Below are 24,721 nucleotides of genomic sequence, written 5' to 3' on the forward strand. Positions count from 1 at the left end.
AGTCGCCCCCACCACGACCGGACGGTCCCGGGGCGGGCCCGGGGCAGGACGGGGCAGGGATGGGGCGGGGGTGGGGCAGGCCCGGGGCGGGCGCCGAGTCGGGGCCGGGTGCCGAATCGAGCCGGGTGCCGAGCCGGGCCGGGCCCCGAGTCGGCGCGCCAGGTGGCCACCTCCAGGGCCGTCGAACACCCCTATCCCCCCGGCGGGGGCTTACCCGAGGGCGGGCGGCCAGAACCCCGAGGGGCGGGGCCGGAGCCGAGCCGGGTGCCGAGCCGGGGCCGGGCCCCGAGCCGGCGCGCCAGGCGGCCGCCTCCAGGGCCCTCGAACACCCCCATCCCCCGGCGGGGGCTTACCCGAGGGCGGTCGGCCAGAACCCCGGCGGCCGGAGCCAGGCCCTGACCGGGGCAACTCTTTCGAGTGAGAGGCGGCACGGTCCTATACCGGAGTCCGCCCCACTTCCGGGCGGAAATAAAGCGATCTTGGGGGCGAGGCCCACCGTTCGGCGGTAGGAAGGTGGGTGCGCATCGGTTGTCTCGTTACGTACCGCGCGCATCGCACGTATCTGCTTGAGGGAGTGCACGGGTGAGTCAGCCGGAGATGCAGCCCGAGGGGCCCCCTCGGGAGGAGCGCGGGCCTGGGGGCGACCGCGGTCGCGGCGACCTGGGGGGCCGCCCCTTCCCGCTCGGGGACTGGGGGGAGCCGGCTGAGCGCCTCGATGAGCTGTACCACTGGGTCGAGGAGGGGGCCTTGCAGGCCGCTTCCTGGTACCTGCGCGACCGGGTGGCCAAGCGGCGCGCGGCGCGCGGGCTGCGGCTGGGCGCCGCGGCCGGGGTGGCGGTGGGCGGCCTGGTGCCGTTGCTCGACCTGACCGGGGCGGCTCCCGGGGGCGCGAAGTGGGGGTATCTGGCGCTGCTGGTGGCGGCGGTGTGCGTGGGCAGCGACCGGTTCTTCGGCGTGACGGCCGGCTGGATGCGGGACGTGGCAACCGCGCAGGCGGTGCAACGTCGGCTGGACGCACTCCAGTTCGAGTGGGCTTCGGAGAACGTGCGCGAGGTCCTCGGCCCGACGGACGGCACGGCCAGCGAGGCGGCGGAGCGCTGTCTCGGGGTGCTGCGGCGGTTCAACGAGGACGTCGCGGAGCTCGTACGGGCGGAGACCGCGGACTGGATGGCGCAGTTCCGGTCCGGTCCCCTGCCGCCGGCCGCCCGGGCGTCGGCGCAGTGGGCGCAGCGGCCGGAGTCCGTGCCGCAGCCCGGCCGGATCAGCCTGCCGCCGGGCACCCGCCCGAACATGCCGCGGCAGCGGCCGCCGGAGCCGCCGCGGTGAGGCGCACGCCCGCGCGCGCACTGCCGGACGGGCGTACCGCGTGCCTGACGCGCCCCGCCGCGTACCGGATACCGGACGCCGGGCACCGCACAGCGGGAGGTGAGCTGGCACCGCACAGCGAGAGGCAAGGCCCGCCGAGCACCGCACAGCGAGAGCCAAGACCACCGGGCACCGCACAGCTAGAGCCAAGCCTGCCGGTCACCGCATAACGAAAGGCGAGCCCACCAGGCACCGCACATTGAGGGGAAAGTCCGGAGGTACCGGCGGCGGTGGTGCGGCCGTCAGCTGAAGACGATCATCGAGCCTTGGCCCAGGCTGCGCGTCGCCGCGGCGTGCAGCCCCAGCCATACGTGCCGTTCCCGCGCGTACGGGCTGTCGTCGAGGGGCAGCCCCTCGACGCGTTCCTCCAGCGTCGTGGGCCGGGACGGCGGTTCCGGTGCGGCCGGCGGATTGGCCGGATCGATACCGATGGACGGCGCGACCAGTTCGAGATCACGCAGCAGGCCGTGCGCGGACCCCAGCGGCCCGCCGCCCTCCAGCAGCTCGTCGTTGGCCAGCGGGTGCGGGAAGTCGACCGGGACGTACGCCCCTGCGTGGTCGTAGTGCCACACCAGGTGCGACTCCTGGGCCGTGGTCTCGAACATCTCCAGCAACTGCTCGTAGTCCCCGCCCAGTTCGTCCACCGGCGTCACCTCCAGCCCGCAGATCCGCAGCAGGTACGCGCGGCGCAGGAAGTGCAGCGCGTCGTAGTCGAAGCCCGCGACCGGGGCGACGTCCCCGGAGAGGCCCGGCATGTAGCTGAAGACGGGGACGGGCGGCAGGCCCGCTTCCGTGAGGGCCTTGTCGTAGGCCGCGATCTCTTCGGAAAAGGGGTTGTCGGGGCTGTGGCACAGCACATCGACAAGGGGGACCAGCCACAGGTCACATGCCACGAGATAAGGCTCGCTTCCAGTCGGGTGGGGGGCAGGTCGGGACAGCGTAGTGCTAGGAGGGTCCCCCGACGAGGGCGAGGGAATGCTCGTTGTATTCGCGTACCAGCCGCTGTGCTTCCGGCAGGTCGTGCCGGACGACGGCGGCGACCAGGTCGCGGTGGCCGTGCCACAGCCGGCCGCGCAGGCTGGTCTCGCGCCGCAGCAGCGGCACGGCGAAGACCCAGCTCTGCACGCGTACCCGGTCCAGGAAGTCGCTGATGTACGGGTTCCCCACCAGGCTGCCCAGTTCACGCCAGAACCGCAGGTCGTACCCGATCAGTACGTCCAAGTCGCCGGCCCGCGCTGCCCGTTCGGCCTCCTCGGCGCGGCGTCTCACCGACACCAGGACCGCGGCGGGCGCGGTGCTCAGCGCGCGTTCGGCGCGGGTGCGGAAGATGCCTTCGATGATCAGTGTGCGGGCTTCGACCATGGCCCGGTAGTCGGTGGCGGTGAAGGCGTGCACACGGAAACCGCGGTGCTGTTCGACGTCCAGGAGGCCCTGGGCGCACAGGTCGAGCAGCGCCTCGCGCACGGGCGTCGCGGAGACCCCGTACTGCTCGGCGATCTCCTTGACCGTGAACTGGTGTCCGCAGGGCAGCCGCCCGGCCAGCACCTCGTCGCGCAGGGCATCGGCGATCTGCTGGCGCAGTGTGTTGCGCCGTATGACTCCGCTGCCTGGGCCGGCGGGCATCGTGTCCGTCTCCTTCGGCGGCCCTGCGGGCCGGCTGGTCCGTGTGACCGCGTGCGAGGAGAGCGGCCCTGGCCCTCACGATAAGCGAGGGGTGCGGGCGGGGCGACGGTGGTGCATGGGGCGGCTCGGGGCCGCTGGGCGCGCGGAGGTCCCCGGCGAGCGCCCAGCGGCCCCCGCGCCACCCGTACGCGGCGGGCGCCGGGGGCCTCCGCGTACGGGTGGCGCGGGGCGGTTCAGACCGTGTGGGCGTCTGCTGCCGTCAGCGCCTCGTCCAGTGCGGCCAGGCCCTCCTTGGCCTCCGCCTCGGTGATCGTGCAGGGCGGTACGACGTGGGTGCGGTTCATGTTCACGAAGGGCCACAGGCCGCCACGCTTGCAGGCCGCCGCGAACTCGGCCATGGGCGCGTTGGCCGCGCCCGACGCGTTGTACGGGACGAGCGGCTCGCGCGTGGTCTTGTCCTTGACCAGCTCCAGCGCCCAGAAGACGCCCAGGCCGCGCACCTCGCCGACCGACGGGTGGCGCTCCGCGATGGCGCGCAGCTCCGGGCCGATGACCTGCTCGCCGATCGCCGCGGCGTTCTCCACGATCTTCTCCTCGGCCATCGCGTTGATCGTGGCGACGGCGGAGGCGCAGGCCAGCGGGTGCCCCGAGTACGTCAGGCCGCCCGGGTAGGGGCGCTGGTCGAAGGTGGCGGCGATCTCGGCGGAGATGGCGACGCCGCCCAGCGGTACGTAGCCGGAGTTGACGCCCTTGGCGAAGGCCAGCAGGTCCGGCGTGACGCCGAAGTGGTCGACGGCGAACCAGCGGCCCGTACGGCCGAAGCCCGCCATGACCTCGTCGAGGATGAAGACGATGCCGTGCCGGTCGCAGATCTCGCGGACGCCGGCCAGGTAGCCGGGGGGAGGGACCATGATCCCGGCGGTTCCGGGGACGGTCTCCAGGATGACCGCGGCGACCGACTGCGGCCCCTCGAAGGCGATCGTGTCCTCCAGGTGCGCGAGGGCGCGCTCGCACTCCTGGGCCTCGTTCTCCGCGTGGAAGGGCGAGCGGTACGCGAAGGGGCCCCAGAAGTGCACGACACCGGCCGAGGCGGTGTCGGAGGGCCAGCGGCGCGGGTCGCCGGTCAGGTTGATCGCGGCGGCGGTGGCGCCGTGGTAGGAGCGGTACGTGGACAGCACCTTGGTACGGCCGGTGTGCAGCCGGGCCATCCGTACCGCGTTCTCCACGGCCTCGGCGCCGCCGTTGGTGAAGAAGATCTTGTCGAGGTCGCCGGGGGTGCGCTCGGCCACCAGGCGGGCGGCCTCGGAGCGGACGTCCACGGCGAAGCCGGGCGCGATGGTGCACAGCTTGCCGGCCTGTTCCCGGATCGCGGCGACGACCTTCGGGTGCTGGTGGCCGATGTTGGTGTTGACCAGCTGGGAGGAGAAGTCGAGGTAGCGGTTGCCGTCGTAGTCCCAGAAGTACGAGCCCTCGGCGCCGGCGACCGCCAGCGGGTCGATCAGGCCCTGCGCGGACCAGGAGTGGAAGACGTGCGCGCGGTCGGCGGCCTTGACCGCCGCGCCGGCTGCCGGGTCGGGTTGCGTCGTGCTCACGGTCACTACCTCGGATCGCTCGGGCCCGCCCGGGGACACGGATCGGCGGACGCCGTCAGCCTAGGGACCGGGACACACCGGTCGGTACCGACACTGTGTATGGCACGCACGACGGCCGCTTACAGACTGTCGGTGGGGCTGTAGGAACCTCCAGGCAGGCCGGGGGCGGAGAAGTCGGGCGGCGCGGTGGAGTGGGAGGGGACGCCGCCGTGGGGGCCCGCGTTACGGCGCGCTTCGGCCCGGCCCGCCCGTGCAGGCGGGTCCCGGGCCGGGGTCACGCCGCCGAACGCGGGAACGCCGTCCTGACCGACCGCCGCCACTGATCGGCGGTCAGGCCGGGGCGCAGCGCCGCCATCGCGCCGCAGTACTTGGTGAACTCGGCGGCGCGCAGCCCGTAGGCGTGCAGTTGGCGGTCCGCCTCCGTCAGGCGGCCGGTCACCGCGGTCTTCGTCTCGACCAGGACCAGGCCGCCGTCGGCCCGTACGTTGTGGCCGGTCCCCGCGTCCCGGCAGACCAGACCGGCGTCGCAGGTTATGCGCTGGCCGTCCGCGACGAACGTGGCCCGCCGGTAGTCGGTCACCAGCGACGGCACCAGGTCCTCGGGAGCCGCGATGCCGTACGTGCCGTGCAGGACGGACGCCAGGAAGCCGCGCGGGCCGCGGCCCAGCGTCGCCTCGCCGGGCAGGAGCGGCTGCCGCCGCTTGACCGTTTCGCCGCGCCGCCCCTTGAGCTTGACCTCGAACTGCCGCTCGCCCGAGTCCTCGTACACCCGCTCGCGGATCTTGAAGCGGCACCGGTGGCCCTGCCGGTGGTCGTGGAAGGACCGCAGCTCCGGGGTGTCGTAGTAGACGGAGTGGTAGGCGAACCAGCGGCGGCCGTTGACGCACAGTGCCCGGAAGGGGCCGCCCGGCCTGCGCGGATCGGTCAGCCCGGCCGCGAAGTCGGCGAAGACGCCGACCGGCACGAGGTAGCTGTGGTCGATGCGGGCCATCAGCTCCGCGCGGGCCTGGAGTTCGGACAGGGTGACGGGGCGCGCGGCCATGGCGGCACGCGCGATGGCCCGTAAGGCGGGGATCACACGCTCTCCTCGGAAAGGGGACGGGACTGCGGGCGGTCGTCGGTTCGGGCGATCGTGCGGGTCCGGCTGCGGTGTGCGCCTTGTGATGTCGTACGAGTGGGCCGTACGGAAGGTTCCGGAAACCGGAAACGGACGTCCACCACCGTCAGTTCGCGCCACCGGTGGCGCCCTGCCCGGACAACCGGGCGGAACCGGGAACTTCCCGGCCGTCCCGGAGGCGGTGGCGACGCTGCCGCGGGCGCTCGATAACCTCGGCTACGGAATCCACCCCGCGTGAGGCACGCCCGCGTCCCGCCGACCGCCGACCGCCCGCCCAGGCCCGCCCGGCCGCACCGACACACCGCTCGACCACGGCCGGCAGGACACCGGGGAACCGGAACGGCACCGGCGGCGTCGTCCGATACGTTCGCGCCTGCGGCACCGTCCCCGCAGGGCATGTCCGGGATCAGGGCGAACCAGGTGAAAGGGCAAGCGGAACGTGAATGAGCGCGCAGAGCGCGGCCTCGGGCAGCTCGGCCCCCAGGACCCGCAGCGGATCGGGGCCTACCGGCTGCTCGGGCGGCTGGGCGAGGGCGGCATGGGCCGGGTCTACCTCGCCCGCTCCGACCGCGGTCGCACGGTCGCCGTCAAACTGGTCAAGACCGAGCTGTCGGACCAGAACGACTTCCGGGCCCGGTTCCGGCAGGAGGTGCGGGCCGCGCTGCGGGTCGGCGGCGAGTGGACCGCGCCCGTCCTGGACGCCGACACCGAGGCCGAGACGCCCTGGGTCGCCACCGGCTACATCGCGGGGCCCTCGCTCCGGCAGGTGATCTCCGAGGGCCGTACGCCGCTGCCCGAACGCTCCGTCCGCATCCTCGCCGCCGGGCTGGCGGGCGCGCTGCGCAGCATCCACGCCGCCGGCATCGTCCACCGCGACCTCAAGCCCTCCAACATCCTGCTCACGATCGACGGCCCCAAGGTCATCGACTTCGGCATCGCGCGGGCCATGGAGGCGGTCACCGTCGGCGGCGGGCTCACCCGCACCAACCAGGCGGTCGGCTCGCCCGGCTTCATGTCGCCCGAGCAGGTGCGCGGCCGGCCGGTCACTCCGGCGAGCGACGTGTTCTGTCTGGGGTCGGTGCTGATGTACGCGGCCACCGGGCGGCTGCCCTTCGGCACGTCCGACAGTGGTGTGCACGCGCTGATGTACCGCATCGCCCAGGAGGACCCCGACCTGGCGGGGCTGCCGTACGGGCTGCACAGCCTGGTCGCCGCCTGTCTGGCCAAGGACCCGGCGCAGCGCCCGACGCCGGAGCAGCTGATCGCGTACACCGCGTCCGACGACGACGGGGCGGAGCCCTGGCTGCCCGGCGCCCTGATAGCCGAGCTGGGGCGGCACGCGGTCGGGCTGCTGGACGCGGAGAACCCCAACGGCGCGTGGGAGGAGCCGGGCGCCGCCTCCTGGGAGAGTTCGGGCCGGTCCTGGACGGGCTCGGGCGCCGCGTGGGAGCAGACACCGACGCCGGCACCGGCGCCCGCTCCGGGACCGGCGCCGCCGTCCCCGTACGCGGCGGCCCACGCCGCGACGCCCCCGCCGGCCGGCGGCGGCCCCACTCCGCCACCGCAGTCCTCCGCCGCCCACGCCACCACGCACGGGCGCCGCCGCAAGGGCCGCACCCGCACCACCACCCTGGCCGCCGCCCTCGCCCTCGTCCTCGCCGCCGCGGGCGCGGCCACCGCGTACCTCGTCTCCGGGCCGGGCGACGACGGCAAGGCGTCCGCGCAGGCCGACGGCGGTGTCGCCGCGGCCTCGACGGACGGGCAGATCGGCCAGGCCGGCAAGGAGCCCGGCGCCATCCCGCAGAAGTTCCTCGGGGTCTGGGAGACGAAGCTCGGCAAGACGGGCACCAGCCGCCTCACCCTCACCCAGGGCGCGGTCGGCGACACGGTCCTGTCGATGGAGATGCGCGACACCTCCTACCGCTGCGAGTTCAAGGCCATGCTCATGAACCCCGGCCCGCCGCTGCGCCTCGGCCCGACCACCGTGGTGGCGGGCCCGGCGACCAGTTGCAGCGCGGGCGGCCCCAGCACGCTGCGCATCCAGCCGGACGGCAAGCTGCGCCGCGTCCGCGACGACGGCAAGCCGGCGCTGACGTATGCGAAGAAGGGCTGAGGCCCCGCCGGCCTGTGGGAACGCGGAAGCCGCGCACCGCTCCGAACCGGAGTGGTGCGCGGCTTCCGTGTCGCTGCTGCCGCTGCCGCGGCGGACGGCGTCAGTCCAGGAACGAGTTGATCTCGATCGTCTCGTCCCGGCCCGGGCCCACGCCGATCGCGGAGATCGGGGCGCCGGACATCTCCTCCAGGGCCTTGACGTACGCCTGCGCGTTCTTCGGCAGCTCGGCGAAGGTCTTGGCCTTGGTGATGTCCTCGGACCAGCCCGGCAGGGTCTCGTAAATCGGCTTCGCGTGGTGGAAGTCGGTCTGCGAGTAGGGCAGCTCCTCGACGCGCTTGCCGTCGATCTCGTAGGCGACGCAGACCGGGATCTGCTCCCAGCCGGTGAGGACGTCCAGCTTGGTGAGGAAGAAGTCGGTCAGGCCGTTGACGCGGGTCGCGTAGCGGGCGATGACCGCGTCGAACCAGCCGCAGCGCCGGTCGCGGCCGGTGGTCACACCGCGCTCGCCGCCGATGGTGCGCAGCGCCTCGCCGTCCGCGTCGAACAGCTCGGTCGGGAACGGCCCGGCGCCGACGCGGGTCGTGTAGGCCTTGAGGATGCCGATGACCCGGTTGATCTTCGTGGGGCCGACCCCCGCGCCGGTGCAGGCGCCGCCCGCGGTCGGGTTGGAGGAGGTGACGAACGGGTACGTGCCGTGGTCCACGTCGAGCAGCGTGCCCTGGCCGCCCTCGAAGAGGACGACCTTGCCGTCGTCGATCGCGTTGTTCAGCAGGAGGGTGGTGTCGGCCACGTACCCCTTGATCTGGTCCGCGTAGCTGAGCATCTCCTCGACGACCTGCTCGGCGACCACCGCGCGGTGGTTGTAGAGCTTGGCCAGCACCTGGTTCTTGAAGTCGAGGGCCGCCTCGACCTTCTGGTGCAGGATCGACTCGTCGAAGAGGTCCTGGACGCGGATGCCGGTGCGGTTGATCTTGTCGGCGTAGGTCGGGCCGATGCCGCGGCCGGTCGTACCGATCTTCCGCTTGCCGAGGAAACGTTCCGTGACCTTGTCGACCGTGATGTTGTACGGCGTGATCAGGTGCGCGTTACCGCTGATCAGCAGCTTGGACGTGTCGACGCCGCGCTCGTTGAGTCCGCTCAGCTCGGAGAGCAGGACCGCCGGGTCGACGACGACACCGTTGCCGATGACCGGGGTGCACCCCGGCGAGAGGATTCCGGAAGGGAGAAGATGCAGCGCGTACTTCTGGTCGCCTACGACAACCGTGTGACCGGCGTTGTTGCCGCCCTGGTAGCGCACCACATAGTCGACGGACCCACCGAGCAGATCGGTGGCCTTTCCCTTGCCCTCATCACCCCACTGAGCACCGAGCAGCACAAGTGCGGGCACAGGCGTACACCCCTTCCGGGCGGGGCATGTCCAACGTGCGTGAGGCCGTATTCATGCGGATGCATGGGTACGTCCTCGCTAGAGCCGTCGAACCGGTGCCCCGGAATAGACGAAGCCCCTGGCGCAATAGCGCAAGGGGCTCTTGCACCGAGATGCTACCTGAGGAAGGACCGAGGTGTCGGCGCAGCCTTCTGGGCACTGCCCTCCGGACGGGGTCCGGGGACACCCCCTGCTCGTGGTCATCGACCCGGTCGCCCGCAGTACGGACGGGGAGTCCGTACGTATCGCCAAGGATGTCCTGTGCGCGGGCGCGGCCGCAAAAATCTGCCTTCCGGACGGCCCGGAGGAGTACGCGCGGGCGCTCGCCCGCCGCGGTCATCGCCGCCCCGTGGTGATCGGCGACGACCGCGCGCTGCTGCGTGCCGTGGCGCTGCTGCACAAGGAGCGCGATCTGGCGCAGGTGGCTCTCGCGGTGGTGCCGGTGGGCGCGCCGGGCGCGGTCGCGCTGTCCCGCGCGCTGGGCGTGCCGACGGACGCCGTCGCGGCCGCGCGCGCGGTCCTGGACGGCACGGAGCACAGCCTCGACCTGCTCACCGACGACAGTGACGGCATCGTGCTGGGCGGCCTGGACATCCCGTGCGGACGGCGCCTGCCGAGGCAGCGCGAGGGCGGGGACGAGACCGCGTACGAGGCGGTGCCGGGGGCCGGGCCCGGGGCCGACGTCCGGGCGGGCCGCCGGGACGCCTGGTGGGTCCCGCTCGTCCGCAGGGTCCGTACGGCTTTGTCCCTGCTGACGGCCGCGGCCGGCGCGCCCGGCGGCCGGCGCTCCCGTACGGCGGGCCACCGGCTGCGGGTCGAGGCGGACGGCGTGGTGCTGGCCGATCTGGACCGGCCGGTGCGGTGGGTCTCGGTGACGCCCGGCGACGGCGACGACGGCACCGGGCTGGCCGAGGTGGTGGTCCACTGGCAGGAGGCCGAGCCGCCGGTACGCGCCCGCGCGCGGGCGGTGACCGTGTCGGGCACGGACTTCCGCTACCGGGCGGACGTGGTCGTCGGCGGGCCGGTCAGGACCCGTACGTGGACGGTGCACCCGGACGCGTGGCGGCTGACGCTGCCGCACGACTGACGCGGCGGCGCCCGGCGGAGGGTCCTCAGCCCTCGCCGCGCAGGTGCTCGTCCCGGTACTCGCGCCAGCGGTCCAGCATCATGGCCAGCTCGCCCTGCATGAATTCGAAGAAGGCGACGGTCTCGGCGACCCTGGCGCCGGCCGGGGTGCCGGGGCCCAGCGACTTCGCGCCTTCTCTCAGCACGCCTTCCCAGCGCGTCAGCATGTGGTCGCGTTTGCCCAGGGTCTCGTACCAGAGTTCGTTCTGGAGCCGGTAGCGGTCCCGGCGGGTGCCCGGCTCGCGCTCCCGGCGGACCATGCCGACCTGGACCAGGTAGCGGATCGCGCCGGAGACGGCGGCGGGGCTGATCTGGAGCCGTTCGGAGAGATCGGCGGAGGTGAGGGCGCCGGAGTCGGACGCGAGCAGCGCCGCGAAGACCCGGGCGGCCATCCGCTGCATGCCCGCTTCGGTCAGCTCCGCCGCGAAGCGTTCCACGAACCGGGAGACGGCTTCCTCGTCGCGTCCGGTGTCCTCGCCCTGGTGCCGCGCTGCCTGCTCGTTCACCGTCTCATCCTCTCCACTGCTCCCCCGGTCCGTCGCCCGGCCCCAACTTTATACGGTTCCTTAACTTCACAAATTTGTGAAAGAAGCGTAATTTCCAAACCATGACGAAGGCAATCTCGGTGTCCGGCCTCCGCAAGTCCTTCGGCCGGACCCAGGCGTTGGACGGTCTCGACCTCGACGTCGAGACCGGCGAGGTGCACGGGTTCCTGGGACCCAACGGGGCGGGCAAGTCCACCACCATCCGCGTCCTGCTCGGCCTGCTGCGCGGCGACGGGGGTGCCGCGCGGCTGCTGGGCGGGGACCCGTGGCGCGACGCCGTCGCCCTGCACCGCCGTATCGCGTACGTCCCCGGCGACGTCACGCTCTGGCGCAACCTCTCCGGCGGCGAGGTCATCGACCTCTACGGGCGGCTGCGCGGCGGCCTCGACAAGGCCCGCAGGGCGGACCTCCTGGAGCGCTTCGAGCTGGACCCCACCAAGAAGGGCCGCACGTACTCCAAGGGCAACCGGCAGAAGGTCGCGTTGGTCGCCGCGTTCGCCTCCGACGTGGACCTGCTCATCCTCGACGAGCCGACCTCGGGGCTCGACCCCCTGATGGAGGAGGTCTTCCAGGACTGCGTCGCGGAAGAGCGCGACCGCGGCCGTACGGTGCTGCTCTCCAGCCACGTGCTGTCCGAGGTCGAGGCGCTGTGCGACCGCGTCAGCATCATCCGCAAGGGCCGCACCGTCGAGTCCGGGTCGCTCGCCGACCTGCGGCACCTCACCCGCACCAGCGTGACCGCCGAACTGGCCGGAGCGCCCAACGGGCTCTCGCACCTCCCCGGCGTCCACGACCTCGACATCCAGGGACGCCGGGTCCGGCTCCAGGTGGACACCGACAAGCTGGACGCGGTGCTGCGCTCGCTCAGCCAGTCCGGCGTACGCAGCCTGACCAGTACGCCACCCACACTGGAAGAGCTGTTCCTGCGTCACTACCAGGACGACGTACACGGCGCCCAGTATTCGGCCTCCACGTCCGCTCCTGAAAAGGCGACTCTGCGATGACTGCCGTCACTCTCCCCGCGGCTGCCCGCAGCGGCGGCACCCGCGACCTGGCCGGCACCGGCGCCCTGCTACGCCTGGCCCTGCGCAGGGACCGGTTGATGATTCCGGCCTGGGTGGTACTGCTCGGCCTGACCGTCGTCAGCATGAGCACCGCCCTGGAAAAGCTCTACGACACCCCCGCCAAGCGCGCGGACGTCGCGAGTTCGATGACCGCCAACGGCTCACTGCGCGCCGTCTACGGGCCGGTGTTCAGCGACACCCTTGGCGGCCTGACCGCCTGGCGCATCGGCGGCTTCGCGGCGCTGCTGGCCGGCGTGATGAGCCTGCTCATCGTCGTACGCCACACCCGCGAAGAGGAGGAGACGGGGCGTCAGGAGCTGCTCTCCGCGGCCATGGTCGGCCGGCGGGCACCGCTCACCGCCGCCCTGCTCGCCGCGCTCGCCGCCAACGTTGCGCTGGCCCTGCTGATCACCGCGGGGCTCGCCCGGGCCGGCCGCCCGGCGGGCGGTTCGCTCGCCCTCGGCCTCGCCGTCGGCGGCACCGGTCTGGTCTTCGCGGGCCTGGCGGCGGTCACCGCCCAGCTCACCGAGAGCGCGCGGGCCGCCAAGGGCCTGGCCGGTGCCGTACTGGGCGCGGCCTTCGTCCTGCGGGCCGCGGGCGACGCCGCCACCGAGGACGCCGCCTCCCCGCTGACCTGGATCTCCCCCGTCGGCTGGGCCGAGAACCTGCGCGCGTTCGCCGGCGAGCGCTGGTGGGTGCTGCTGCTCTTCCTCGCCGGCACGGCCGTCACGGTCGGCGCCGCGTACTCCCTCACCGCGCGCCGCGACCTCGGCATGAGCTTCCTGCCCGCCCGCCCGGGACCGGCCCGCGCGCCCGCCTCCCTGAACGGCCCCACCGGCCTGGCCTGGCGCCTCCAGCGCACCACCCTGCTCGGCTGGTCGATCGGCTTCCTCGCCGCCGGTGCCGTCTTCGGCGGGATCATCGACGGCGCGTCCGACCTGGTCGGCGGCAACGAGCAGACCCGCGAGATCTTCCGGCGGATGGGCGGGCAGCAGGGCCTGACCGAGGCGTTCACGTCCGCCCTGACCGGCATGCTCGGCATGGTCGCGGCCGTTTACGCGGCGGGCGCGGTGCTCCGGCTGCGCGGTGAGGAGACCGGCGACCGCGCCGAACCCGTACTGGCGGGCGCCGTCGGCCGGCTGCGCTGGGCCGCGGGCCACCTGGCCATCGCCTTCCTCGGCACCGCCCTCGTCCTCCTCCTGGGCGGCCTGGGCCTCGGCTTCACGTACGGCCTGACCGTCGGCGACGTCGGCGGGCAGCTCGGCCCCGCAGTGGGCGCCGCACTGGCCCAGGCCCCGGCGGTCTGGGCGCTCACCGGCCTCGCGGTCCTCCTCGTCGGCGCACTGCCCAAGGCGGCGGCCGGCACCTGGGCCGTGGTCGGCGGCTGCCTCGGCATCGGCTGGCTGGGCCCGGCGGCCCGGCTCCCCCAGTGGGTGATGGACCTGTCGCCGTTCAGCCACCTGCCGAAGCTGCCGGGCGGCGAGGCCACGGCGGCGCCGTTCCTGTGGCTGCTCGGCCTGACGGCGGTGTTCGTGGCGGCGGGCCTGGCCGCGCTGCGCCGCCGCGACATCGGCTGACCGCCGGCCGGCCCCTCGTACGTGCGGCACCGGAGCCGTAGCGGACTCCGGTGCCGCACTGTTCGCCGTACGGCCGGGAACGATGTTCGCCGGGAGCGCTCCACGATGGGGGGCGTACGCCGTACCGCCCCGCGCGCTCCTTACCCGCTCCAACTGGTAGAGACCTCTCGCCGCCACCCCTGATTCGGGAGCGCCCACGGAATACCAACGGAGCGGGAGTGAGGCATTCCGCCCCCGCCCGGCCATTCCGCTGGCATACGACACGGTTTTACGAGTTTTCGAACCGGGCACACCCTCCGCGAGCGGCGATGGCGGCGCAGAAAAGCCGGCACGCCGCCGATTCGCGCCTAGGGGCGGGCGGAGGTATCCGTGAATCAAAGGGAACACCGCGGGGCGATATGGGTGCTGCAGAATCTGGGTGTCGTCATGGCGGCCGGAGCAGCGTGCATTCTGCTCAGCCTGGTCATGACGACGGTGCCCGGGCTGCGTACCGCGGGGAGTGGAAACGCGGGCCAGGCTTACGGCGCCGCGGCTTCTTCCACGGCCGTACTGGTGCTCTTCTACATGGCGAGGACGCTGCGCCTGCAGCGGGACGAGACCTCGCTGCAACGTCAGGAACTGGAACTACAGCGCGCCGAGATGCGGCTGCAACGGACCGAACTGGAGCTCCAGCGGGACGAGATGCGCCGGTCGGCGGGCGAACTGCACCGCAGCGCCGAGGCCGGTCTGCGGCGCCTCCACATGGACCTGCTCAAGATGAGCATCGCCGACCCGGAGCTGGCCGAGGTCTGGCCCCAGTTCGCGCCGGATCTGACGGTGAAGGAGAACCGTCAATATCTGTACGCGAACCTGATCTACTGTCACAGCATGCTCGTCCACAAGCTGGGGATGGCGGACGACCGCGAAATGCTCGGCCATCTGCGCTACATCACCAACACGCCGGCTTTCCGGGGGTACTGGGCGTCCGCGCAAGCCATGCGCGACGAGATGGACCCGGCCTCGCACGAACACCACTTCGCCGTCCTCGTCGACGAGGCGCTGACCCAGACGAACGCACAAACACCGCAGATGCCGAATCTGCGTTTGATCGACGGCCAACACACCGAGCAGTGAAATGCTCGCAGGTGTAGCAAATTCCACCGAAAGAGAACACTTCCGTAATTCGGCTCGCGCTGCCGCACACCGCCGGGGTATTCCGGCCCGGTGACAGCACTCGATATCTCTCGACGGTTGGGCGCTACCCCTCAGGAGCGCGGCAGTGTGGGCAACGGCAGTTGCCCCGACCTCTTCGAGCTGACCGACGGACGCTTCGCCGTCATCGGCACCGACATGACGGCCGACCTGGACGCGAAGCTGCCGGGCGACGCGAGCCGCGCCGACTACGAGAGAATCGTGGTGATCACCCGCGACACCCTGCTGCGCGCCCAGGCCGACATCGCCGCGCTGTGACCCGGCGGCCCGGCCCGCGACTCCTCAGCCGCCCGGCGTGACCAGCCGGGCCTCGTAGGCGAAGACCGCCGCCTGCGTGCGGTCGCGCAGCCCCAGCTTCACCAGAATCCGGCTGACGTGCGTCTTCACCGTCGACTCGGCCACGACCAGATGCTCGGCGATCTCACCGTTGGACAGGCCCTGGGCCACCAGGACCAGCACCTCCGTCTCCCGTTCGGTGAGATCGCCGACGCGCTCCTGCGTGGGCGCCCGCGGCGTGTCCAGCTTGGAGAACTCCGAGATCAGCCGCTTGGTGACGGTCGGCGCCAGCAGCGCCTCGCCGCCCGCCACGATCCGCACCCCCTCCGCCAGCTGGCCCGCCGAGGCGTCCTTGAGCAGGAAGCCGCTCGCGCCGGCCCGCAGCGCCTGGTAGACGTACTCGTCCAGGTCGAAGGTGGTCAGCACCAGCACCTTGGCGTCCGCGTCGGCGGCGACGATCTCGCGGGTCGCCTCCAGCCCGTTCATCTCGGGCATCCGGATGTCCATCAGCACCACGTCCGGGCGCAGCTCGGCGACCTTGGCCACCGCCTGCCGGCCGTCCACGGCCTCGCCGACGACCTCGATGTCGGGCATCGCGCCCATCAGCACCGAAAAGCCCTCGCGGACCATGACCTGGTCGTCCACGATCAGTACCCGGATCATGCCGTCTTCTCCCCCGCCGTGCCCTGCGCCGCCGAGACCGGGATGTAGGCCGCGACCTCGAACCCGCCTTCCTCGGTGTGGTCCGCCGTCATCTCCCCGCCCAGCATCTGCACCCGTTCCCGCATCCCCAGTACGCCGTGTCCGGCCCCCGGTGACGGTTTGGCCAGCCGGCTCGCCTTGCCGTTGACGATACGCAGCCCGATCCCGCCGAGCACGTACGAGATCTCCACCCGCGCCTCGGCGCCCGGCGCGTGCCGCAGCGTGTTGCTCAGCGCCTCCTGGACGATGCGGTACGCGGACAGCTCGACGCCCTGCGGCAGCGGCCGCGACGAGCCGGTGACCACGGTCTCGACGACCAGCCCCGCACCGCGCACGCTCTCCAGCAGCGAATCGAGGCTGGCCAGCGTCGGCTGCGGCGCCTCCGGGTCGGAGTCGGCGAAGGCGTCCGGGTCCTCGGACCGTACGACACCGAGGATGCGGCGCAGCTCGGTCAGCGCCGCCACCGCGTTCTCCCGGATGGTCGAGAAGGAGGTGGCCAGCTCGGGCGGCGTGTCCTTGACCCGGTACGGGGCGGCCTCGGCCTGGATGGCGATGACGGACATGTGGTGCGCGACCACGTCGTGCAGCTCGCGGGCGATCAGGGCACGCTCCTCCAGCAGCGTGCGCCGGGACCGCTCCTCGGCGGTGGCGGTCCGCGTCTCGACGACGTTCTGCCGCTCCTCGCGCCAGGCGCGGATGGCGGCGGCGGGGACCAGCACGAACACCGTGAACACCGCGAACGCCACCACGTCCGAGAGCCGCCGCGGCAGGAACACCACCATGAGGCCGCCCGCGGCCATCGTGGTCAGCCACATCTCGGCGGCCAGCCGGGGCCGGGTGCGGAGCACGACCAGGGCCATCACCGCGATGTGGAGGAAGGCGCCGATCTCGTACCCGGCGGAATCGGACCCGGTGACGGCGTACACCGCCATCGTGCAGAGCAGCGCCGCGCCCGACAGCCAGAACGCCCCGACCGGCCGGAAGAGCGTGAGCACGATCGGCGCGGCGAGCAGGGAGCTCTGGACCACCGTGAAGAGCAAGGACAGCGGGCCGGAGCGGGCCAGCACGCTCGTCACCCCGAGGAACACGACGGCCGCGATGCCCGCGAGGACGAAGTGCGGGGCCCAGCGCACCTGACGGCGCAGCCGCTGGGGCGCCCACGACCACCCGGACACACGCGCGTCGTCCAAGGGCAGCATCGGGCGGAAGGCGAAGGCGTCCACGATCAGGTCCTGGCGCAGCCGGTGCAGCGCGCCGCGGACGAGTCGGGCCTCCGAGCGCAGGTCGTCGCGCTGCGAGTGGGTCGTCTGGTTCACGCACACCACGGTAAGCAGAGGACGGCCCGCGGTCGTCCCCTCCTGAGCGGATCTGCGGGCGTCCTCCTCAAGTACTACCCAGGGTGGCGAGGAGGACGCGGAAGGCGTCGGTGCCGGGGACGAACGGCGCGTAGTGCCCCACACCGGCCAGCTCCCGCAGCTCCGGCACCGGGCCCGTGCCGCCTGCCGCCCGCGCCTGCCGTACGTAGCGCCGGGAGAGTGCGACGGGCACGTCGGCGTCCTCGGTGCCGTGCACCAGCGTCACGGGCACCGCGCCCGGCAGCCGCCGCACCGGGTCCGCCGCGGCCAGCCGGTCCGCCCACCCGGGCCCGGCGCCGACGAACCGTGCCACCGCGCCGTCGCTCAGCCCCAGCTCGTGGCCGCGCGCCAGGTCGGCGACGGGCGCCACGGCGACGATCCGCCGCGGCGCTTCCGGACCGCGGCGGTCCGCCAGGAGCAGCGCGAGGTGCCCGCCCGCCGAGTGCCCCACGACCACCACGGGCCGCCCCACGGCGGCCACCGCGTCCACCACGTCCTCGTACGTCTGCGGCCAGCCCCCGCCCGCGCCCACCCTGCGGTACTCGGCGAGGGCGACCGGCAGCCCGTGCCTGGCCAGCTCGGCGGCGAACGGCGACAGGTGCGTACGGTCGTACGCCGCGCGCCAGAACCCGCCGTGCAGCACCAGGACCACCGGCCCGCCGGCCCGCGGCCCGTACAGGTCGATCACCTGGTCCGGATGCGGCCCGTACGACAGGGTCGCGTCGGGAGCCACGGGAGCGAGGCCGAGCAGCGCCGCCTCCTCGTCCGCGGCGCCCGGAGCGCTCACCCCACGACCTCGCCCAGCACCCGCGCGGCGCGCGCCACGTCCGAGAAGGAGGTGTAGAGCGGCGTGAAGCCGAAGCGCAGCACGTCGGGGTGGCGGAAGTCGCCGATCACGCCGCGCTGGATCAGCTCCGTCATCACCTTCCCCGCGTCCGCGCACGCCAGCGCGACCTGGCTGCCGCGCAGCCGGTGCTCGGCCGGGGTGATACAGCGGACCCGCCCCTCCGGCACAGAGGCGCCCACGCACTCCAGGAAGAAGTCGCCGAGCGCCAGGCTCTTGGCCCGTACGGCCTCGATGCGGACGCCGTCCCACACCTCCAGGGCCGCCTCCAGCGCGAGCATCGACAGGATGTCCGGGGTGCCGACGCGGCCGCGGGTGATGCCGTCGGCCGGTGCGTACGCGGCGTCCATGCCGAACGGCACGGCGTGCGAGTTCCAGCCGGGCAGCGGCGAGTCGAAGCGCGCCTGGAGTTCCTCGCGCACATACAGGTACGCGGGCGCGCCCGGCCCGCCGTTGAGGTACTTGTACGTACAGCCGACCGCGAGGTCCACGCCGTGCGCGTCCAGGCGGACCGGCAGCGCGCCCGCGCTGTGGCACAGGTCCCAGACCGCCAGCGCCCCGGCCGCGTGCAGCGCCGCGGTGATGCCCGGCAGGTCGTTGAGCCGGCCGGTCCGGTAGTCCACGTGGTTGACCAGCGCGAGCGCGGTGCGGGGCCCGGCCTCTTCGGGGATACGGGCGGGCGGCAGGGCGCGCAGGGTGCACCCCGTCATCCGGGCGGCGGACTCCGCGATGTACCCGTCGGCCGGGAACGTCGCCTCGTCCACCAGGATCTCGTCCCGGCCCTCGCCCGCCATCCGTACGGCGCCGACCACCGCCTTGAACACGTTGACGCTGGTCGAGTCGCCGACCACCACCTGCCCCGGCGCCGCGCCCAGGAGCGGGGCGATCCGGTCGCCGACGCGCTCCGGCGCGGTCCACCAGCCCGACTCCGTCCAGGACCGGATACGCAGCTCGCCCCACTCACGGCCGATGACCTCGGCGACCCGGCCGGGGACCTGGCGGGACAGCGCCCCCAGCGAGTTCCCGTCCAGGTACACGGCGTCGTCCAACACGAACTCGCGCCTCATACCGGCGAGTTCGTCCTCCGCGTCCAGCGCGGCGGCCCGCTCCTCATACATGGCTGCGCGCCGTCCACAGCTCCGGAAAAACGTTCTTGCTGGCCCGTTTCTCCAACCAGGCCACACCCGCCGAACCACCGGTGCCCATCTTGGCCCCCATCGCCCGCCGCGTCGCCACCAAATGATCGTTTCGCCAGCGCCACACCAGCTCCGCCACGTCCGTCAACGCCTCACCGAGCCGCACCAATTCGCCACCCCGCGGCCCCGCGTACACCTCGGCCCACACGGCCTCGACCCGCGCATCCGGCTCGTACCGCGCCGTCACGTCACGCGCCAGCACCTCATGAGGAATCGCATACCCCCGGCGCGCCAGCAGCCGCAGCACCTCGTCCCACAAACTCGGCTCCTGCAACGCCTTCTCCAACTCCGCGTACTCACGCGGCGCACCCCGGTGCGGCACGAGCATCGAAGCGGACTTCTCCCCCAGCAGGAACTCCAGCCGCCGGTACATCGCGGACTGAAAACCCGAACCCTCCCCCAGCGCCCCCCGGAACGCGTTGAACTGCGCGGGCGTCAGCCGCGCCAACGGCTTCCACGCCGCGTTCAGCGCCTCCAACTCATCCGCCGAACGCCCCAGAGCCTCCATCGCCGCCGGCACGTCGTCCCCGCGCAACGCCTGCGCGGCCGTATGCCACTCGTGCACGACGACCGTGAACCACAGCTCCATCACCTGGGTCGTCACCAAAAACGCCATCTCACCCGGATCATCGGACAACGGATCCTGAAGGTGGGTGAGCACATCCGCGTGCACATAGTCCTCGTACGGCGTCGTCCCCGTACTGCCTATGCTCAAATCGGGCCGCCGAGGCCCTCCGGACTGTAGCTGCGAGGCGGACTGCTGCGACATGAGGAACTCCTCAGTGCTGCTCGGCTTCCGGGTAGCGGTCCGCTCCTTCCCGTCGGCAACGGAGCCCCGGTCCCCTCGGGCACGGAATCTTCCGGCCCACTGGCATCATCCGTGCTCCACGGAAGCCGCGCAAGAGGCCGGCCGCACCCGTGCGAAGGGCCGGTCGCGCTTACGCGACCGGCCCGCGAACCTCCTCCGGGCGTCAGCCGGAAACCCAGCTCAGCGCCCTACGAAAGGGTGTCCGCCGCAGTCGGCGACGACTCCCGCAGGAACGTCGTGCAGCGCTCGTACTCCTCCTGCTCACCGATCGCGTGCGCGGCACGCGCCAAGGCGTGCAGGGCACGCAGGAAACCACGGTTCGGCTCGTGCTCGAACGGCACCGGCCCGTGCCCCTTCCACCCGGCCCGACGCAAAGCGTCCAGACCGCGGTGGTACCCCGTACGGGCATACGCGTACGACTCGACCGTACGCCCCGCCTGGAACGCGTCATCGGCAAGCTGCGCCCAGGCCAGCGAGGAGGTCGGGTACTTCGCCGCCACGTCGGTCGGCGCCGCCCCCGAAGCGAGGAGCTCGCGGGGCTCGGGGTCGTCGGGCAGTTCGGTCGGGGGCGGACCCCCGAGGAGATTTTCGTGAATGGCCATAGCCATAGCCTCCCAGGGGGGTGGGCGCGTATGCACCTCAGCCCCCGCGGTGGTCGCGGTTGTTTGCGCTGCGCGCGGCTTTGCGCTGTCGCGCGGGGTTGCGGTTCGCGCTTCGCGCGGGGTTGCGCTGGTTTCGTTGTGGGTCGGGGCCGCGCAGGGGGGTGTCTCCTCACCGCACTCGCGGACGCCATGTCTTGAAAGCTGAACCTGGTGTAGCGAGCTGTCGGCTGCGGGGACACCCCCCTGCACGTCCCCTCCGGCCGGTTCGGCAGCCCCGCGCGAGTGGGGGTGGGGGAGGAAAAAGACACCAGCAGCGCAGCAACCAGGAGGCCAGACCCACCCGGCTGTGGGCGGGCAAAGACCGCCACCAGTGGGCCCCGGCCGTCGCGGCGGGATAGTCGCTATTCGGCCTTGGGGCCGGGGACACGCAGGGGGCTCCCCGCAGCCGACACGTCGCAACACCAGGTTCAGCGTTCCAGACATGGCTTCCGCGACTGCGGTGAGGAGTGCCCCCTGCGGGGCCCCGGCCCCCCACCCACCGGACCTAACGCGCAAACGCGCGCAGCGCGACCAGGCAAGCACAAAACCGCGCGCCAGCGCGCTACGCAAAGGCCCCACGCCCAGTGGGCATGGGGCCTCAACGCCAAACGACGGCTACTTGATCTTGGTGCCGGTGGAGCGCAGGTTCGCGCAGGCCGCGGTGACGCGCTGGGCCATGCCTGCCTCGGCCAGCTTGCCCCAGCTGCGCGGGTCGTACGTCTTCTTGTTGCCGACCTCGCCGTCAACCTTCAGCACGCCGTCGTAGTTGCGGAACATGTGGTCCGCGATCGGCCGCGTGAACGCGTACTGCGTGTCCGTGTCCAGGTTCATCTTCACGACGCCGTTCTCCAGCGCCGTGGCGATCTCCTGCTCCGTGGAGCCGGAGCCGCCGTGGAAGACGAAGTCGAACGGCGAGGACTTGCCGTACTTGGCGCCCACACCCTCCTGGAGGTCCTTCAGCAGCTCGGGGCGGAGCACGACGTTGCCCGGCTTGTAGACGCCGTGCACGTTGCCGAACGAGGCGGCGAGCAGGTAGCGGCCCTTCTCGCCCAGGCCCAGCGCCTCGGCGGTCCGCAGCGCGTCGTCGACGGTGGTGTAGAGCTCGTCGTTGATCTCGTGGGTGACGCCGTCCTCCTCGCCACCGGTCGGGGTGATCTCGACCTCAAGGATGATCTTCGCGGCGGCGGCCTTGGCCAGCAGCTCCTGGCCGATGGACAGGTTGTCGGCCAGGGTCTCGGCGGAGCCGTCCCACATGTGGGACTGGAACAGCGGGTTCTGGCCCCGGGCCACACGCTGCTCGGAGACGGCCAGCAGCGGGCGGACGTAGCCGTCCAGCTTGTCCTTGGGGCAGTGGTCGGTGTGGAGCGCGACGGTGACGTCGTACTTCTCGGCCACGATGTGCGCGAACTCCGCCAGCGCGACCGCGCCGGTCACCATGTCCTTGTTGTACTGGCCGCCCAGGAACTCCGCACCGCCGGTGGAGATCTGGATGATGCCGTCGCTCTCGGCCTCGGCGAAACCACGCAGCGCTGCGTGCAGAGTCTGCGTCGAGGTCACGTTGATGGCCGGGTAGGCGAACTTGCCTGCCTTCGCCCGGTCGAGCATCTCGTTGTAGACCTCGGGAGTTGCGATGGGCATCTGTCCGCTCCTTGTGATGTGCGGGTGTGCGTTCTTGGCCCTGACCAGGGGGCGACGACATCGCCGTAGCTCATCTTCCCAGACTTGGCCGTTTGCTCCACATCCCGTACACGCCGCGCGCACGCGAAGGAGCGGCCGGTTTCACGTGAAACCAGCCGCTCCCCGAAGGTAACCGCAGGTCAGCGCCGCAGTGGCTCAGGCCAGGCCGAGGTCGCCGAGCTGGTAGCCGGTGATGTACGGCAGACCCGCGCCGGCGATGGCCGACTCCGCCCCGCGGTCCACGATCGTGGCGACCGCCACCACCTCGGCGCCCGCCTCGCGCGCCGCCTCGACGGCGGTCAGCGGCGAGCCGCCGGTGGTGGAGGTGTCCTCGACCACCAGGACGCGGCGGCCCTTGATGTCCGGGCCCTCGATGCGGCGCTGCATGCCGTGCGTCTTCTGCGCCTTGCGTACGACGAACGCGTCCAGCCGCCGGCCGCGCGCCGCGGAAGCGTGCAGCATCGAGGTCGCGACCGGGTCGGCGCCGAGCGTGAGCCCGCCGACCGCGTCGTAGTCCAGGTCGGCGGTGATGTCCAGCATCAGCTGCCCGACGAGGGGCGCCGCCTCACCGTCGAGGGTGATCCGGCGCAGGTCGATGTAGTAATCGGCCTCCTTGCCGGAGGAGAGCGTCACCTTGCCGTGGACCACGGCCTTGTCCTTGATCTGCCGCAGCAGATCGCCGCGTACGTCGTCAGTCATGCCGACGAGCTTAGAACGTGTGCCGGGCCCCGGCCGGACGGGTCAGGACAGCGGGCGCCAGGACCACGTGGTGGAGATCTCCAGCGGTTCGATGGGCGTGACCAGGCGCGGCAGCGTGTTGAGGCCGTTCGGCGGGCCGGACTGCGGTTCGACGCAGACCGCTTCCTCCTGTTCGTCGTAGACGACCACCCACTCGGCGCGGCTCGTGACGTTCAGCTCCAGCCGGCCCGGCCAGGTGAGGGTGACGTCCACGCCGTCCGGCATACCGAAGCAGTCGTCCCAGGGACCGGGACGCGGGTCGATCCGCTGCCCGGTGGGCAGGTGGTCCTCGCCCCGTTCCTCCTGCCACGCGGCCGTGAAGCCGATCCTTACGGGCTCGCTGTCCCCGTCCAGCCTGCGCAGGAACCAGGGGTGCCAGCCGGCCTGGGCCGGGAAGGAGTCGGCGCTCGCCTCGACGCCCATCGTCAGGGTGAGCGAGGTGCCGTCCGCGGCCAGTTCGACCAGCTGGGTGACGCGTCCCGGGTACGGCCAGGGGAGGGCGGCCGGGTCGAGGAGGTCGTAGGTGAACACGGCGCTGGTGGCGTCCGCGCGCGCCGTCTTCCAAGCGACGTTGCGGCCGGTGCCGTGGATGGCGTGCGGCGGGGAGTTGACCGGCATCTGGTGTGTCTCGCCGCCGTTGCGGAAGCGCCCGTTCTCGATGCGTCCGCACCACGGCACCATGGGGAAGCTGCCGTACTTGGCGCCCTGCCGCAGCAGTTCCGTGCCGCCGGTGCGCAGGCTTGCGAGCCGGCAGCCGTTGGCCGGGTCGACGGTCAGTTCCGTGTCGCCTGCGGCCAGCCGCACCTGCCCTCGCGGGGCGTTTCGCGTGTCGTTGTCACTCACGGTCCGACCCTAACGGGGCGTCGGCGCGCCGCCACGGCGCGGCGGGGCCGGTGTCGTCCGCGGCCCGTGCCGGCCGGTTCAGCGGCGGCGTCGCAGGACCCGGCCCACCACCACTGCCGACGCCAGCGCGAGGGCCGCGGCGGGGGCCGCCCAGCGCAGGGTGGCGGAGGTGGTCGTCGACTGGGGCGCCGGGACGGGCGCGTACCGGCCGCGGGGCGGGGCGTGGTCGACCTCTTCGGCGCTGCGCCCGATCATCGTGCGGCGCGCGTGTGCGGCTTCGGCGGGCGCCGTGCCGTCCTGGTCGTCGGCGTCGGCGAGCGGGTCGAGCGACGGGGGCGGTACCTCGGAGTCGAAGACGCCCGGTGTCGCGTGGGCGGGGGGTGCGGGCTGTGTTTCGGCGGGCCGGTCCTGCGGCGGTTCGTCGGCGAGGTCGGCCGCGAGGTTGGCCGCGAAGCGGTCCAGGAGGCGGCGGGCGGCGGACTCGGCCGTCTGGGGTGCGGCCTCGGCGAGGCGGCCGGTGCTGGTGACGGTGCCGGCGCAGTGCAGGGCCGTGGCTGCGGAGTCGTCCGGACGGGCGGCGAGCCGTACGGTCAGGGACAGCTCGGCGGAGCCGTCGCCCCGGGACTCGATGCCGCCGGCCTCGACCGTGACCGTATCGGCGCCGCGGGCCGTGACGGTCAGGGTGCCGCGGTAGGTGATGGTGGAACTGCCGATGCGCAGGCGCAGCCGCCCGCCGGGGGTGCCGGGATCCGCGTCGGCGTCGAGTTGGCATCCGGGGATGCAGCGTGCCACGCGCTCCGGCTCGGTCAGTGCCTGCCGTACGGTCTCGACGGGAAACGGAACGTACACCTCGTGCTCCATGGCATGGGAGCCTACCCAGCCCTCCGGGTGCTCGTGCCTGGT

23 protein-coding genes are annotated in these 24,721 nt (G+C 72.5%); 7 read left to right on the forward strand and 16 right to left on the reverse strand.

Going from position 1 to position 24,721, the window contains the following annotated elements; translation table 11 throughout:
- Positions 1–582 precede the first annotated feature (582 nt).
- Positions 583–1,326, forward strand: a complete 744-nt coding sequence (locus ACH4OW_RS06025; protein WP_360135943.1) for an SLATT domain-containing protein — start codon at positions 583–585, stop codon at positions 1,324–1,326.
- A 281-nt stretch (positions 1,327–1,607) separates the two neighbouring features.
- Here the strand turns inward: ACH4OW_RS06025 and ACH4OW_RS06030 are convergent, their stop codons facing one another.
- The 4 genes from ACH4OW_RS06030 to ACH4OW_RS06045 all read right to left on the reverse strand — a co-directional run bounded on the left by ACH4OW_RS06030 (position 1,608) and on the right by ACH4OW_RS06045 (position 5,658).
- The gene (locus ACH4OW_RS06030) at positions 1,608–2,258 is read right to left on the reverse strand and encodes a hypothetical protein (protein ID WP_360135941.1); all 651 of its coding nucleotides are present in this window, start codon (positions 2,256–2,258) and stop codon (positions 1,608–1,610) included.
- A 52-nt stretch (positions 2,259–2,310) separates the two neighbouring features.
- The gene (locus ACH4OW_RS06035; RefSeq protein WP_360135939.1) at positions 2,311–2,988 is read right to left on the reverse strand and encodes a GntR family transcriptional regulator; all 678 of its coding nucleotides are present in this window, start codon (positions 2,986–2,988) and stop codon (positions 2,311–2,313) included.
- A gap of 233 nt (positions 2,989–3,221) precedes the next feature.
- Positions 3,222–4,580 (reverse strand): aspartate aminotransferase family protein, encoded by a 1,359-nt coding sequence (locus tag ACH4OW_RS06040; protein WP_398025329.1) that lies wholly within the window; start codon positions 4,578–4,580, stop codon positions 3,222–3,224.
- Between the two features lie 274 nt (positions 4,581–4,854).
- Entirely contained in the window at positions 4,855–5,658 is an 804-nt protein-coding gene (locus tag ACH4OW_RS06045; protein ID WP_398025331.1) for a polyphosphate polymerase domain-containing protein, read from the reverse strand.
- A 478-nt stretch (positions 5,659–6,136) separates the two neighbouring features.
- On the opposite strand from ACH4OW_RS06045, the gene ACH4OW_RS06050 reads away from it, so the two are divergent.
- Positions 6,137–7,810 (forward strand): serine/threonine-protein kinase, encoded by a 1,674-nt coding sequence (locus ACH4OW_RS06050; protein ID WP_360135933.1) that lies wholly within the window; start codon positions 6,137–6,139, stop codon positions 7,808–7,810.
- Between the two features lie 100 nt (positions 7,811–7,910).
- Here the strand turns inward: ACH4OW_RS06050 and ACH4OW_RS06055 are convergent, their stop codons facing one another.
- The gene (locus tag ACH4OW_RS06055) at positions 7,911–9,197 is read right to left on the reverse strand and encodes an adenylosuccinate synthase (protein ID WP_360135931.1); all 1,287 of its coding nucleotides are present in this window, start codon (positions 9,195–9,197) and stop codon (positions 7,911–7,913) included.
- 235 nt (positions 9,198–9,432) lie between these two features.
- Between ACH4OW_RS06055 and ACH4OW_RS06060 the strand changes: the two genes are divergently transcribed.
- Positions 9,433–10,323, forward strand: coding sequence for a hypothetical protein (locus ACH4OW_RS06060; RefSeq protein ID WP_398025334.1), 891 nt, complete (start codon positions 9,433–9,435; stop codon positions 10,321–10,323).
- Between the two features lie 25 nt (positions 10,324–10,348).
- On the opposite strand, the gene ACH4OW_RS06065 is transcribed toward ACH4OW_RS06060, so the two are convergent.
- Complete coding sequence (locus tag ACH4OW_RS06065) at positions 10,349–10,867, reverse strand: MarR family transcriptional regulator (RefSeq protein WP_360135927.1); 519 nt, start codon at positions 10,865–10,867, stop codon at positions 10,349–10,351.
- Positions 10,868–10,968: 101 nt separating this feature from the next.
- On the opposite strand from ACH4OW_RS06065, the gene ACH4OW_RS06070 reads away from it, so the two are divergent.
- The 4 genes from ACH4OW_RS06070 to ACH4OW_RS06085 all read left to right on the forward strand — a co-directional run bounded on the left by ACH4OW_RS06070 (position 10,969) and on the right by ACH4OW_RS06085 (position 14,996).
- A complete protein-coding gene (locus tag ACH4OW_RS06070) occupies positions 10,969–11,910 on the forward strand; it encodes an ATP-binding cassette domain-containing protein (RefSeq protein ID WP_398025337.1) in 942 nt (313 codons plus the stop codon).
- Positions 11,907–13,547 (forward strand): ABC transporter permease, encoded by a 1,641-nt coding sequence (locus ACH4OW_RS06075; protein WP_398025339.1) that lies wholly within the window; start codon positions 11,907–11,909, stop codon positions 13,545–13,547. The genes ACH4OW_RS06070 and ACH4OW_RS06075 overlap by 4 nt, the downstream gene beginning before the upstream one ends.
- Before the next feature lie 402 nt (positions 13,548–13,949).
- Positions 13,950–14,660 (forward strand): DUF6082 family protein, encoded by a 711-nt coding sequence (locus ACH4OW_RS06080; protein WP_398025341.1) that lies wholly within the window; start codon positions 13,950–13,952, stop codon positions 14,658–14,660.
- A gap of 147 nt (positions 14,661–14,807) precedes the next feature.
- Positions 14,808–14,996: a hypothetical protein gene (locus ACH4OW_RS06085; protein WP_360135919.1), complete on the forward strand. Its 189-nt coding sequence runs from the start codon at positions 14,808–14,810 to the stop codon at positions 14,994–14,996.
- A 24-nt stretch (positions 14,997–15,020) separates the two neighbouring features.
- Here ACH4OW_RS06085 and ACH4OW_RS06090 read toward each other — a convergent pair whose 3' ends face one another.
- The 10 genes from ACH4OW_RS06090 to ACH4OW_RS06135 all read right to left on the reverse strand — a co-directional run bounded on the left by ACH4OW_RS06090 (position 15,021) and on the right by ACH4OW_RS06135 (position 24,679).
- Positions 15,021–15,677 (reverse strand): response regulator transcription factor, encoded by a 657-nt coding sequence (locus ACH4OW_RS06090; RefSeq protein ID WP_360135917.1) that lies wholly within the window; start codon positions 15,675–15,677, stop codon positions 15,021–15,023.
- The gene (locus ACH4OW_RS06095) at positions 15,674–17,032 is read right to left on the reverse strand and encodes a sensor histidine kinase (protein ID WP_398025344.1); all 1,359 of its coding nucleotides are present in this window, start codon (positions 17,030–17,032) and stop codon (positions 15,674–15,676) included. The genes ACH4OW_RS06090 and ACH4OW_RS06095 overlap by 4 nt, the downstream gene beginning before the upstream one ends.
- A 67-nt stretch (positions 17,033–17,099) precedes the next feature.
- Positions 17,100–17,858, reverse strand: a complete 759-nt coding sequence (locus tag ACH4OW_RS06100; protein ID WP_398025346.1) for an alpha/beta hydrolase family protein — start codon at positions 17,856–17,858, stop codon at positions 17,100–17,102.
- Positions 17,855–19,033 carry a kynureninase gene (kynU, locus tag ACH4OW_RS06105; RefSeq protein ID WP_398025348.1) on the reverse strand — a complete coding sequence of 393 codons (1,179 nt, stop codon included), beginning with the start codon at positions 19,031–19,033 and terminating at the stop codon, positions 17,855–17,857. Before kynU ends, ACH4OW_RS06100 begins: the two co-directional genes overlap by 4 nt.
- On the reverse strand, positions 19,026–19,880 hold the full coding sequence (locus tag ACH4OW_RS06110) for a tryptophan 2,3-dioxygenase family protein (RefSeq protein WP_360135909.1): 855 nt from the start codon (positions 19,878–19,880) through the stop codon (positions 19,026–19,028). Before ACH4OW_RS06110 ends, kynU begins: the two co-directional genes overlap by 8 nt.
- Positions 19,881–20,107: 227 nt before the next feature.
- Positions 20,108–20,521 (reverse strand): DUF3151 domain-containing protein, encoded by a 414-nt coding sequence (locus ACH4OW_RS06115; protein WP_360135907.1) that lies wholly within the window; start codon positions 20,519–20,521, stop codon positions 20,108–20,110.
- Positions 20,522–21,175: 654 nt separating this feature from the next.
- Complete coding sequence (gene fbaA / locus ACH4OW_RS06120; RefSeq protein WP_360138505.1) at positions 21,176–22,198, reverse strand: class II fructose-bisphosphate aldolase; 1,023 nt, start codon at positions 22,196–22,198, stop codon at positions 21,176–21,178.
- A gap of 195 nt (positions 22,199–22,393) precedes the next feature.
- Positions 22,394–22,936: an orotate phosphoribosyltransferase gene (gene pyrE, locus ACH4OW_RS06125; RefSeq protein WP_360138508.1), complete on the reverse strand. Its 543-nt coding sequence runs from the start codon at positions 22,934–22,936 to the stop codon at positions 22,394–22,396.
- A gap of 42 nt (positions 22,937–22,978) precedes the next feature.
- Positions 22,979–23,818, reverse strand: a complete 840-nt coding sequence (locus ACH4OW_RS06130; RefSeq protein WP_398025352.1) for an aldose 1-epimerase — start codon at positions 23,816–23,818, stop codon at positions 22,979–22,981.
- A 78-nt stretch (positions 23,819–23,896) separates the two neighbouring features.
- On the reverse strand, positions 23,897–24,679 hold the full coding sequence (locus ACH4OW_RS06135) for an SRPBCC domain-containing protein (protein ID WP_398025354.1): 783 nt from the start codon (positions 24,677–24,679) through the stop codon (positions 23,897–23,899).
- Positions 24,680–24,721: the final 42 nt, after the last annotated feature.

Source organism: Streptomyces sp. NPDC017056, from assembly GCF_044332485.1.
In the GTDB taxonomy this organism is placed as follows: Bacteria; Actinomycetota; Actinomycetes; order Streptomycetales; family Streptomycetaceae; genus Streptomyces.